Source organism: Enterococcus sp. AZ156 (genome assembly GCF_051714165.1).
Classification (GTDB): domain Bacteria; phylum Bacillota; class Bacilli; order Lactobacillales; family Enterococcaceae; genus Enterococcus_B; species Enterococcus_B pernyi.
Map to the genome: position 1 here is coordinate 867,667 of NZ_JBIORI010000001.1, position 12,335 is coordinate 880,001.

General features: G+C 39.5%; 14 protein-coding genes and 1 other annotated feature. Of the genes, 13 read left to right on the forward strand and 1 reads right to left on the reverse strand.

The window, feature by feature from the left end:
* Window positions 1-51: 51 nt before the first annotated feature.
* From IGJ95_RS04165 to IGJ95_RS04175, 3 genes are all read left to right on the forward strand, one after another.
* Window positions 52-411, forward strand: a complete 360-nt coding sequence (locus IGJ95_RS04165; protein ID WP_010736017.1) for a DUF1304 domain-containing protein — start codon at window positions 52-54, stop codon at window positions 409-411.
* A gap of 125 nt (window positions 412-536) precedes the next feature.
* Window positions 537-2,171: a SulP family inorganic anion transporter gene (locus tag IGJ95_RS04170; RefSeq protein ID WP_023519344.1), complete on the forward strand. Its 1,635-nt coding sequence runs from the start codon at window positions 537-539 to the stop codon at window positions 2,169-2,171.
* An 82-nt stretch (window positions 2,172-2,253) separates the two neighbouring features.
* On the forward strand, window positions 2,254-2,628 hold the full coding sequence (locus IGJ95_RS04175; RefSeq protein WP_010736015.1) for a MerR family transcriptional regulator: 375 nt from the start codon (window positions 2,254-2,256) through the stop codon (window positions 2,626-2,628).
* A gap of 70 nt (window positions 2,629-2,698) precedes the next feature.
* On the opposite strand, the gene IGJ95_RS04180 is transcribed toward IGJ95_RS04175, so the two are convergent.
* On the reverse strand, window positions 2,699-3,343 hold the full coding sequence (locus IGJ95_RS04180) for a uracil-DNA glycosylase (RefSeq protein WP_194179767.1): 645 nt from the start codon (window positions 3,341-3,343) through the stop codon (window positions 2,699-2,701).
* 127 nt (window positions 3,344-3,470) lie between these two features.
* Window positions 3,471-3,550: a sequence feature (ribosomal protein L21 leader region), on the forward strand.
* Window positions 3,551-3,570: 20 nt separating this feature from the next.
* Here IGJ95_RS04180 and rplU point away from each other — a divergent pair.
* From rplU to IGJ95_RS04230, 10 genes are all read left to right on the forward strand, one after another.
* A complete protein-coding gene (gene rplU, locus IGJ95_RS04185) occupies window positions 3,571-3,879 on the forward strand; it encodes a 50S ribosomal protein L21 (protein ID WP_019723824.1) in 309 nt (102 codons plus the stop codon).
* A 28-nt stretch (window positions 3,880-3,907) separates the two neighbouring features.
* Entirely contained in the window at window positions 3,908-4,252 is a 345-nt protein-coding gene (locus IGJ95_RS04190) for a ribosomal-processing cysteine protease Prp (protein ID WP_010736012.1), read from the forward strand.
* A 12-nt stretch (window positions 4,253-4,264) separates the two neighbouring features.
* Window positions 4,265-4,558, forward strand: coding sequence for a 50S ribosomal protein L27 (rpmA, locus tag IGJ95_RS04195; protein ID WP_010736011.1), 294 nt, complete (start codon window positions 4,265-4,267; stop codon window positions 4,556-4,558).
* Window positions 4,559-4,938: 380 nt separating this feature from the next.
* Complete coding sequence (locus tag IGJ95_RS04200; RefSeq protein ID WP_010736010.1) at window positions 4,939-7,794, forward strand: sigma-54-dependent transcriptional regulator; 2,856 nt, start codon at window positions 4,939-4,941, stop codon at window positions 7,792-7,794.
* Between the two features lie 163 nt (window positions 7,795-7,957).
* Window positions 7,958-8,449, forward strand: coding sequence for a mannose/fructose/sorbose PTS transporter subunit IIB (locus tag IGJ95_RS04205; RefSeq protein WP_010736009.1), 492 nt, complete (start codon window positions 7,958-7,960; stop codon window positions 8,447-8,449).
* 100 nt (window positions 8,450-8,549) lie between these two features.
* Window positions 8,550-9,521, forward strand: coding sequence for a mannose/fructose/sorbose PTS transporter subunit IIA (locus IGJ95_RS04210; protein ID WP_010736008.1), 972 nt, complete (start codon window positions 8,550-8,552; stop codon window positions 9,519-9,521).
* Window positions 9,522-9,553: 32 nt separating this feature from the next.
* Window positions 9,554-10,360 carry a PTS mannose/fructose/sorbose transporter subunit IIC gene (locus IGJ95_RS04215; protein WP_010736007.1) on the forward strand — a complete coding sequence of 269 codons (807 nt, stop codon included), beginning with the start codon at window positions 9,554-9,556 and terminating at the stop codon, window positions 10,358-10,360.
* 16 nt (window positions 10,361-10,376) lie between these two features.
* A complete protein-coding gene (locus tag IGJ95_RS04220) occupies window positions 10,377-11,291 on the forward strand; it encodes a PTS system mannose/fructose/sorbose family transporter subunit IID (protein ID WP_019724014.1) in 915 nt (304 codons plus the stop codon).
* A 315-nt stretch (window positions 11,292-11,606) separates the two neighbouring features.
* Window positions 11,607-11,981 carry a DUF956 family protein gene (locus IGJ95_RS04225; protein WP_010736005.1) on the forward strand — a complete coding sequence of 125 codons (375 nt, stop codon included), beginning with the start codon at window positions 11,607-11,609 and terminating at the stop codon, window positions 11,979-11,981.
* A gap of 77 nt (window positions 11,982-12,058) precedes the next feature.
* Window positions 12,059-12,304, forward strand: a complete 246-nt coding sequence (locus tag IGJ95_RS04230) for a GlsB/YeaQ/YmgE family stress response membrane protein (RefSeq protein WP_010736004.1) — start codon at window positions 12,059-12,061, stop codon at window positions 12,302-12,304.
* Window positions 12,305-12,335: the final 31 nt, after the last annotated feature.

Genomic DNA, 12,335 nt, shown 5'->3' on the forward strand with positions numbered 1-12,335 from the left:
TCCAGCTAAAAAAAGACGGTCGATCGCCGATTTTAGAAAGGAAGAAAACAGATGACATTATTATCTCAAATTTTAGTTACACTTGTTGCCTTGGAATTTCTTTATATCATGTATATTGAAACTTTTGCGACGGAATCTGCAACAACTAGTCGAGTCTTCAACATGCCAAAGGAAGAATTAGGACGTCAGTCCGTACAGACTTTATTTAAGAATCAGGGGATCTATAATGGGTTACTTGGTGTGGCATTGGTGTACGGCGCTTATTTTTCAAATGCACCAAAAGAAATCACGGGGCTATTATTGATCTATATTTTGCTGGTGGCGGCTTATGGTAGCTTTACTAGTGATCGCTTGATCATCGTCAAACAAGGTGGGTTAGCAGCGATCGCACTCATTACGTTATTCTTTTAGGATATAAAAGAATAACTGCTGAAAAAAAATTATGAAAGTTTGTGAAAAAACTTACTTTAATCAACAAAATATGCTATCCTGTAACGTGCATTTTATCAATTTTTTATGAAAATGGGGTAGTAGTGTTGTTAAAGAATTATATTGGTTTATTGAAAAAAGAATTTTCTGGTTATAATCTTTCAGTATTTCAAAAAGATTTATTAGCAGGTATTACAGTCGCGGCGGTTGCTTTGCCACTCGCTTTAGCTTTCGGTGTTTCAAGTGGAGCAGACGCAGCTGCTGGTCTGATCACTGCTGTAATTGCTGGTCTAGTCATTGGTGGTTTATCTGGTGGGTTCTATCAGATTTCTGGTCCTACTGGCGCGATGGCAGCAATCTTGATGTCGATTGCCGCAAAACAAGGAATGCAAGGCGTCTTACTGGCTACTTTTTTGGCTGGAGTTCTTTTACTCGCTGCGGGTGTCTTACGATTAGGAACGCTGACTTCATTTATCCCTGCACCTGTCATCACAGGGTTTACCTCTGGTATTGCAATCATTATTGCTTTAGGTCAGATCGATAATTTATTCGGTGTTCATTCAGAAGGGGCCAATGTGATGGAAAAATTGGCTAGTTATCAAAACTTAGGCTTTGAAATTTCCTTGCCAACGATTTTAATGGGAAGTTTGGTCATTATTGGGATGTTGGTCTATCCTAAAAAATGGGGGCAAAAGATCCCAAGCTCATTGTTGGCAATCATCCTCACAACTGCGTTGATGATGATCGTTGATTGGCCAATTGCGACCGTAGGGGAAATTCCCCAAACGTTGATCAGTAGTAACCGTTTGGTACTTGGTGATTTTAGTTTGTCAGCGATCCAAACAGTGATTGTACCAGCAATCAGCATTGCACTGTTAGGTATGATCGAAAGTTTGTTGTGTGGTGCTTCGGCAGGCCGAATGGCGAATCGTCAGTTAGATAGTAATCAGGAGTTGGTCGCACAAGGAATTGGTAATCTACTGTTACCATTTTTTGGTGGGATTCCAGCTACAGCAGCCATTGCTCGAACGAGTGTCGCAATTAAATCCGGTGCTCAAACAAGAGTAGCTGGAATGATCCATGCAATCGTATTGTTTCTATCCATGCTTATTTTTGCACCAATCATGTCGAACATTCCGATGCCAGCATTAGCAGGTGTATTGATCGTCACAGCTTGGCATATGAATGAATGGGAAACGATCAAAGAACTATTCGCTAAAAGATACTGGTCAGCGCTTCTTCTATTTTTCTTGACGATGGGGTGTACAGTGATTTTTGATCTAAGTATTGCAATCGTTATAGGAATTATTAGTGGGTGTGTATTTTTTATTGTTAAGAGTGCAGCCATCACGATCTCAGTGGAGGAAATCGACTGGCAGCGAATGAGCTTACCGGAAACGAAAAAGTTGGATAATTGGGCAGTTGTTTATATCAGTGGTCCTTTATTCTTCATGTCCGCCGAACGATTGAAAGCGACGTTAACAGAATTAGCAGATAAAGAAGGAATCATTTTTTCAATGCGCGGGGTGCCAAGTATTGATTTGACGGCGCAAAGTTTATTTGAAGAATTTCAAGAAAAAGCTGCTATGAAAGAACAAACGATTATTTACACCTCGTTACAACCAGAAGTGGAAAAGCAATTGCAACATCTTTGGGAAAAACAAAAGACAGAACAACATCTTACGGTGGCTCATGCGCTGACCTCTTTACACAAACAATATATGTTAGACAGTGAAATATAGTCAGTGGATTCGCTAAAAAAATTGTGGCTGCCGCCTGTTCTAAGGTAAAATAAGTTTATAGACGTTCGGGAGGTAGGAATGGATGAATATCAAACAAGTGAGTGAAGAAAAAGGAATCTCTGCGGATACGTTACGCTACTATGAACGAATCGGTTTGATCCCACCGGTGAACCGAACAAACGGAGGTATCCGAGATTATACGGAAGAAGATTTACGTTGGGTCGATTTCACCTTATGTATGCGTAGTGCAGGTTTATCGATTGAATCTTTGACTGAATATATTCGTTTATATAGCGCGGGCGATGAAACAATTCTTGCTCGTAGGGATCTTCTTATGGAAGAAAGTGAACAATTGGCAAAAAAAATTGCAGAGATGCAAGCTTGTCAGGAACGTCTCCAAAAGAAAATCGCGCGTTATAACCAAGATTTGGTCAAAGGAGATCCAATCTTAGCTTGATTTAGTCGCTAAAACCAAGAACCAACCAATCGATCATGATTTGAGAGACTGGTTGGTTCTTTTGTAGCCTTTACTTTTTTTCAACAAGTATTTTTCCAAGTTCTTGCCAATCTTCTAAAATCGTTTCTGTCAGTGTTCGATTATAAAAAATGGCCGCCGGGTGGAAGAGGGGAAGAACACGATACTGTTTAGTGGAAAATTGATAAGCATCATGCTGTGGATTCAACTCTAAGACTGGTCCGGTATACAGTTTCCCATGATTTTTTGAAATCGTATAGTCGTTACCTAATAAACGTTGTAGCCCAATATTGCCTAGCGTGGCAATCAAAGAGGGCTGTATATGTTGCAGTTCGTAATCTAAGATTGGTGCATGAGCAAAAACTTCCGTTTTACTGGGCGTTCGATTCGGATAAACGATCTCTGATTTTTTTGTCCGTCCATTAATGCGTTGGACGATTCGATAAGGACGGCTTCTGACAGCGCTAGTAATATACACTTCATCTCGAGATAAACCGACTGATTTTAGTGCGTTCATCAACTCTTTGCCAGCTTGGCCGCTAAATGGAATGTGATTTTCAATTTCTGTTTTACCAGGGGCTTCGCCAACTAACATCAATTTGGGTCGGATAGGACCTTGCCCAGCGACAAATCCTTCCACACGGTGTCCTTGAATACGCCGAGTTGCTTCGTCAATCAAATGTTTTGGGTAATCCATAGTATCAACTCCTATTCTTGTCCATTATAGAAAGAAATCGTTCAATTGACGAATGATTGGCAAAATAAAAAAGTTGTTGACTATTATAGTAGGATTTGTTATTCTAGTAATGTTGTAATTGTGGTCTCCACAGCTACAACCGCACAGAATGAGTTTGATTAAGTACAGGACACCCTGTCACTCTGGATGGCGAGTCTAAGTATGAAAATAAGGAGGTGCTTTAAAGCATGTACGCAATTATTAAAACAGGTGGTAAACAAGTAAAAGTTGAAGTTGGACAAACAATCTACATCGAAAAACTTGACGTTGAAGCAGGCGAAAAGGTTGTATTTGACGAAGTTATTCTAGTAGGTGGCGAAACTACGAAAGTAGGCGCTCCAACCGTTTCTGGTGCAACAGTTGAAGGTACAGTTGAAAAACATGGCAAACAAAAGAAAGTCGTTACTTTCAAATACAAACCTAAAAAACACTCACACCGTAAACAGGGTCACCGTCAACCATACACAAAAGTGGTTATCGACGCGATCAACGCTTAATCTGCGTTTGAGAAAGAAGGCCTAAACAATGATCAAAGGGACTTTTAAACGAAATGACGCTGGTCAAATCGTTTCATTTACTTTGACTGGGCACGCTGATGCCGGTCCTTACGGAAGTGATATCGTTTGTGCAGGTGTTTCTGCTTTAGCGATCAGCACTGTCAATGGGATTTCATCATTAGCTGGTTTTGAACCGATTGTTGACATGAATGAAGAAGAAGGCGGCTATTTGTACGTCGAAGTAATTTCACGATTGACACAAGAGCAAAACAATATTGCGGAAATCTTATTGGAGAATCTCCTATTAGGTTTACAATCGATCGAAGCTGAAAACCCAGAATATATCCAAACAAAAACAATTAATGATAAATAGGAGGTGCAGACCATGTTGTTAACAATGAATCTACAATTATTCGCCCACAAAAAAGGTGGCGGTTCTACATCTAACGGCCGTGACTCAGAATCAAAACGTCTAGGTGCAAAACGTGCTGACGGACAAACAGTTACAGGTGGATCAATTCTTTACCGCCAACGCGGAACAAAAATTTATCCAGGTGTGAACGTAGGTATTGGTGGAGATGACACTTTATTTGCTAAAGTTGACGGTGTTGTTCGTTTTGAACGTAAAGGCCGCGACAAAAAACAAGTGTCTGTTTATCCAGTAGCTCAAGAAGCTTAATGAACAGTTGGCTCTATTCCTTGCCTAGCGAGGGATAGAGTTTTTTCATTTTTTCTGAATCAATAATGATTTCCGGCTCAAACAGAGTCAGGTTTTTTTTGCGTTAGGAGAATGATTGGCTGTAAAAATAGTTGGTTTACTATTTTCGCTAGTTCTAACTGGAAAAAGATATCGCGCAAAGTAAAAAAGAGATAATCGTTATCTGTTATCTGAAAAAATAGTACACGTTTAGACTTGTCTAAATTGCTTAATAAATAAACAACGAATGTTCTTTTTTATTTTAAGCGTGTCTTGTTTTCTTTTTTGATATAAATAGTTGACGAATAGTGATTAAATCAATAGTATTAGGTTTTAAGGACAAGAGAAGAGGGGCGAAAATATTGGCAAAACGAATTGACCGAATTTATACGTATGTCAAAGAAAAGACCGCTCATTTATCTATAGATGAAAACGATCAAGGTGTAACGACCCAAGAGATCGCGGAAGTTTTGGGTATTCAACGTACCAATAGTAGTAAAGATCTCAACAAATTAGTACGTGAAGGAAAACTAAAGAAAATGGATGGTCGTCCAGTTCGGTATGTCTATCAAGAAAGACCGACCATTGAGAAACCATTATCCAAATATGTACCTAGTTATAAAGAAGAATTGACTCACGTGAAAAAAACGAGTCTTCAAGTAGATACGAAAGATATTTTTGCCAAAATCATTGGCGCCAATGGTAGTATGAAAAATTCAGTGGAACAAGCAAAAGCTGCCATTTTGTATCCTCCCAGAGGGTTGAACTGTTTGATCACTGGTCCGACTGGTTCTGGAAAGACTTATTTTGCTCATGCGATGTTTCATTTTGCTAAAACCAACCATGTGGTGGAAGAAGACACAGAGTTGATCGTCTTTAACTGTGCGGACTATGCTAACAACCCTGAATTACTGATGAGTCATCTTTTCGGGTATGTCAAAGGTGCGTTTACAGGTGCGGAAGAAGAAAAAATGGGAATCATAGATCAAGCGGATGGCGGGATGCTTTTTTTGGATGAAATTCATCGACTCCCACCCGAAGGACAAGAAATGATTTTTTACTTTATGGACCATGGTACCTATAGTCGATTGGGCGAAACAACGAAATCTCATGAAGCGAATGTTCGAATCGTCGGTGCAACGACTGAAGATCCAGGTTCGGCATTACTTGAGACATTTGTACGCCGTATCCCGATCAATATCAAGTTGCCTGCTTTTGACCGACGTCCAGCGAATGAAAAAATCGATTTAGTCAAAATCATGATCGCTCACGAAGCGAATCGTACGCAAAGAAAAATTTCTTTAACAGAAGATGTTGTGAAAGCGCTAATAGGCAGTGTTACTTATGGAAACATTGGACAGTTGAAGTCGAATATCCAATTGGTATGTGCGCGAGGATTTCTAAACCACATGAACAAACCTGAAATATCGATCACGATCGATGATTTAACTGAAGGGATTCGAAGTGGTTTGATCCAACTAGCAAGTAATCGAAAAGAAATGGCAGAGTTATCCAAGATACTTGATCCTAAAATCACCGTTTTTCCAAACGATGATGTGATGCAGTTACAGGCAGACTCCTATGAGTTGCCTTATAATCTTTATGACATTATTGGTGATAAAGCTGCTTTGCTCAAGTCAGATGGCTTGGACCAAGAAGCAATCAATCACTTTATCTCAACAGATATCAATATCCATTTAAAGTCATTCTATAAAGATCACGGTTTTTCATTTAATGCAGATAATAAGTTGGCGGAATTTGTTGACCCTAAAATTATTGAAGTAACGAATCAGATTTATCTCATGGTGAAGCAATCTTTACCATATGAGTTTCAACAAAATTTTATTTATGCGATGAGTCTGCATATCAGCTCTTTTCTAAAACGAATCCATTTAGGAGAAGAGCGGCATACAAATGATAATATCCGAGAAATGGCCATTGATTTTCCTGAGGAATACGCACTGGCGAAAGAAGTACGGAAACATATCGAAATGTATTTCCAAGTGGAGATCCCAGAAAGTGAAGATTACTATTTGACTGTATTACTTGTTTCATTACGAGCTAATCAAGCAAGTGGTCGGATCGGGGTCGTTGTGGCTGCACATGGCAATAGTACCGCAAGCAGTATGGTGCAAGTGGTTCAACAGTTGCTAGATGCGGATAACGTCCGGGCAGTGGATATGCCACTAGACATGGACCCTAAAACTGCTTTAAGTCGGATTGAGCGTAGTGTGCAAGAAGTAGATGAGGGGAGTGGAACGATTCTTCTGGTGGACATGGGTTCGCTTGCGTCCTTCAATGCTCAGATACAGCAAGATACGGGTATCCCTGTCCGAACAGTCGATATGGTCACGACTTCTTTAGTTTTAGAAACAGTACGTAAAGTGTCGGTGCTGGGAACAGATCTTGACTTGCTTTATGAATCCTTGAAGAATTTCCGAGGGTATGCTGAAGTCTCAAGTGGAAATGTTGCAGAAGCGGACGACAAACAACGAAAGGCCGTAGTGGCGATCTGTGCCTCAGGAGAGGGAACAGCACAACGAATCAAATCATTGATCGAGCGTGCAGTCAGTAAAAGACAAGAAGCTCAATTGGAAGTAATTGCTTTGTCCATCGTTGATTTGAAAACTAAGCTACCAAAGATCCAAAAAAATTATCAAATCATTGCGACGACTGGGATTACGGACCCACATATCGATGCACCATTCATTCCTTTGGAAAGATTTATTGATCAAAACATTGAGGTGATTTTAGATCAATTACTGTTAGAGTCAGAGTTAGATGAAACCGAAGATGTTTTATTAAATGAAGAAACAGCCAAAAGTACATGTGTGTCATTTATCGCAGATAATTTTACATTTATCAATGGAGAAAAGTTAATCGATCCTCTCTGGAAATTTGCAGATGGGTTAATGGATTCAGCAAGCATTGATGTAAAAGAATACGGATTTATGATCAACCTTGTTCTACATGCGGCGGGAATGATTGAGCGTGTCATCTTAAATGAACCGCTCTCTTTAGAAAATCAAGATAATCGTTCGATTAAAAACGATCCGCTCTATGTTAAAATTGTTGAGCCACTAAATGATTTAGAAGAAAAGATCAAAGTGAAGTTTCCGTTAGAAGAAGTGTATTATCTATTGAAAATGATCACTAACCATTTGGAGAAAAAAGAATACACTAATGAAGATATACACAAAAACGATACACTAAAATAGTGTATCGTTTTTGTGTATTGTATAAGAAACCGTTAAATAAAGTAGTGTATCTTTAAAAAGTTGGCACGGTTCTTGCTTTTAATAAAGTGTGCTTAACGGAAATGCTTCCGACAGAAGTGGGAAGATGTTTTGAGTAGTGATTTAATAAAAAGGAGATTTACGAATGGATATTCGATTAGCACGTATAGATGATCGTTTGATCCATGGGCAAGTTGCAACTGTCTGGTCTAAATTGACTGGCGTTGAACGTATCATCGTCATAAGTGACGTAGTAGCGAAAGACAAGTTAAGAAAGTTTCTTTTAAAAGAAGCTGCTCCACCAGGGATCATGGCAAATGTCATCACTGTTGAAAAGATGATCCAGATCTTTGAGAGTGGACTCTTAGCGCGAACGAAAGTGATGCTTTTATTTACTAATCCTAAAGACGTTGAGAAAATTGTCCGAAGTGGTATCCGAATTGATTCTCTAAATATCGGGGGAATGAGTTTTTCTGAAGGGAAGACCATGATCACAAATTTTGTGTCCGTCGATCAACGAGATATCGAAGCCTTTCATTTTTTGGATGGTCAAGGTGTGGAGTTGGAGATTCGGAAGGTACCCGCTGATCGGAAAATCTTTTTAATGGAATTGCTGGCCAAAGCCAAGAAAGCATAAAATTGTTGTTGCGTAACGGTCAAATGTATCTGTTGTAAAAGGCAAGCACTTATTTTTATTTTTGATTTTGTTACAACAAAAAGAAGTAGGAGGTATAAATATGGTAGGGATTATCCTAGCAAGTCATGGGCAATTTGCTGAAGGAATCTTACAGTCGGGTTCAATGATCTTTGGCGAACAAGAAAATGTCAAAGCTGTTGTTTTACAACCGAGTGAAGGTCCAGATGACTTGAGAGCCAAATTAGAAGAAGCAGTCGCTTCCTTCGATAACCAAGACGAAGTCTTATTCTTAGTTGATTTATGGGGCGGAACACCGTTCAATCAATCAAACACATTATTTGAAGAACACAAAGATAAGTGGGCAATCGTAAGTGGTTTGAACTTGCCTATGCTGATCGAAGCATATGCTTCACGTTTTTCAATGGAATCAGCACATGAAATTGCTGCTCATATCATTGAAACAGCAAAAGAAGGCGTGAAAGTCAAACCGGAAGAATTAGAACCAGTAGTAGAAACAAAAGCTGCGGCACAAGAAGCTGCACCTTCAGGAACACCTGGTAAGTTCACTTATGTTTTAGCACGTATTGATTCACGTTTGTTGCATGGACAAGTAGCAACTGCTTGGACAAAAACAACAAATCCAACACGGATCATCGTTGTATCTGATGCTGTAGCAAAAGATGAGTTACGTAAAAAATTGATCCAACAAGCTGCACCTCCTGGTGTAAAAGCACACGTTGTACCAGTTGAACAAATGATCAAACTTGCAAAAGATGATCAACACTTTGGCGGACAACGCGCATTGCTATTGTTTGAAAATCCTCAAGATGTCGTGCGTGCAGTTGAAGGTGGCGTACCATTAGAAACAGTGAACGTCGGATCAATGGCACATTCTCCAGGTAAAGTACAACCGAACAAAGTACTTGCTTTCAGTCAAGACGATATTGATTCATTCAATAAATTGAAAGAATCTGGCGTGAAATTCGATGTACGTAAAGTACCGAATGACTCTAAAGGAAACATGGATGAAATTTTGAAAAAAGCGCAAGAAGAACTAAAAAATCGTGCTTAATTAATTATCAGAAAAAATGGAGGATTACTATCATGGATTTAAATATTATTCAAGTGATCTTAGTCATCATCGTTGCATTTTTAGCTGGTATGGAAGGAATTCTTGATGAATTTCAATTCCATCAACCAGTTGTTGCATGTACGTTGATCGGCTTAGTAACTGGAAATCTAGTTCCTTGTCTTATCTTAGGTGGTACATTACAAATGATCGCTTTAGGTTGGGCAAATATCGGTGCCGCTGTCGCTCCCGATGCTGCATTAGCATCTGTTGCATCTGCAATTATTTTAGTTTTAGGTGGTCAAGGTTCAGCCGGCGTTTCTTCAGCAATCGCGATTGCTGTGCCACTTGCTGTTGCTGGTTTATTATTAACAATCATTTGTCGTACGATTGCGACAGCGTTTGTTCATTTGATGGATGCTGCTGCAAAAGATGGTAACTTTAGAAAAGTTGAATTATGGCATATTGTTGCAATTTGTATGCAAGGTGTTCGTATTGCGATCCCTGCTGGTTTGATCTTAGCTATTGGTGAAGGTCCAGTAAGAAGCTTGCTTGAATCTATGCCTGTTTGGTTGACAGACGGTTTAGCTATCGGTGGTGGAATGGTCGTTGCCGTAGGTTACGCAATGGTTATCAACATGATGGCTACAAAAGAAGTATGGCCATTCTTTGCAATCGGTTTTGTATTGGCAACTGTATCAGAAATCACTCTTATCGGTCTAGGCGCAATCGGTGTTGCTTTAGCTCTTATTTACTTGGCACTTTCTAAACAAGGTGGTTCAGGTAACGGCGGAAGCTCAAACACTGGTGACCCACTAGGCGATATCATCGATAACTATTAAAGGAGGCGTTCACGAAATGGCAGAAGAAAGAATTCAATTATCTAAAAAAGATCGTATTTCTGTTTGGTTGCGTTCGACTTTCCTTCAAGGATCATGGAACTACGAACGTATGCAAAATGGTGGTTGGGCATTCTCAATGATCCCAGCGATCAAAAAATTATATAAAACAAAAGAAGACCGTGCGGCTGCGTTGACTCGTCATTTAGAGTTCTTCAACACTCACCCATATGTTGCTTCACCAATTCTAGGGGTGACTCTTGCACTGGAAGAAGAACGTGCAAATGGCGCACCTGTTGATGATGTTGCGATTCAAGGGGTTAAGGTTGGTATGATGGGACCTTTAGCTGGTATCGGTGATCCAGTCTTCTGGTTTACAGTAAGACCAATCCTTGGAGCTCTAGCTGCTTCTTTAGCGATGGCTGGAAATATCTTAGGCCCAATCATTTATTTCGTCGCTTGGAATATCATCCGTATGGCATTTATGTGGTATACACAAGAATTCGGCTATAAAGCGGGTTCTAAAATCACAGAAGATTTATCTGGTGGTTTGTTGCAAGACATCACTAAAGGTGCTTCGATCTTAGGTATGTTCATCTTAGGTTCATTAGTTAACCGTTGGGTATCAATCGGCTTTGCGCCAGTAGTATCAAGCGTTAAACTTGACGAAGGTGCTTACATTGATTGGAGTAGTTTACCTGCAGGTGCAGAAGGTATCAAGAGTGCGTTGGAACAACAAGCAGCTGGACTTTCTCTATCTGACTACAAAGTAACAACATTACAAGACAACTTAGACAGCTTGATCCCTGGATTAGCTGCGTTGTTACTAACATTGTTCTGTATGTGGTTATTGAAGAAAAAAGTTTCACCAATCGTTATCATTCTTGGATTATTCGTAGTGGGTATTGTTTTCCACTTGATCGGATTAATGTAATCTAAGGCAATAAAAGACTAAATAAGCTGTGACAGAAATCAATCATTGATTTTTGTTGCAGCTTTTTTCATAGAATGCGACGAGACTTTACTTCAGCTTTCTTCTGATCGAATGGTGGACGATTGTGGAGAACCGTTTATTGGAGACAGTATCTATGCTCGAAAAGGTATACTATTTATGATAAGATGTCTTTGATATAGAAGTAAAAAACGTGAAATTAAAAGGATGGCTAAGCTGAACGAATAGCCAAATCATTGAAACGGTACGACTTCTAAGTACTGTAACTTTAGATTGATTAGAAATGGAGTGCTTGAAATGGTACAATCCCTGAATACAAAAGTTGACTTAACGATGAATGCGACATCTTATCTAGGTGTGGCAGAATATGGGAAGATCATGATTGGTGATAAAGGTTTTGAATTTTACAATGATCGTGATGCGCGGAAATTCGTCCAGATCCCATGGGAAGAGGTAGATGTCGTGATTGCCTCTGTGATGTTCAAAGGAAAATGGATTCCACGTTTTGCGATTCGCACAAAGAAAAACGGAACTTATTCATTTTCTGCAAAGCATCCCAAGGAAGTTTTGCGAGCAGTCCGTAAGTATGTTGATCCAAGTCACATGGTTCGCTCTTTAAGTTTGATCGACGTAGTCAAGCGAGGCATGATCGGTATTTTCAAGCGTAAATGATTTGTAGTTAGCCCTCATCGTTTGCCTGCTATTTATTTCTTATGATAAAATTAAAGAGTAAAGAGGGAGGTTATACGATGAGTTGGTTATGGACATTGATTGTTGGTGCAATCATTGGAGCGATTGCTGGAGCAATCACAAGTAAAGGAAATTCAATGGGATGCATCACAAATATTATTGCTGGTTTGATTGGTTCAACGATCGGTCAAGCGATTTTTGGCAACTGGGGACCAAGCGCTGCTGGTATGGCACTTATTCCATCTATTTTAGGGGCAGTGATCTTAGTTGCAGTTGTCTCATTTTTCTTTGGTAAAAGATCTTAGAAATGAAAGTCTAAAGCGTTTTGACTTGAGG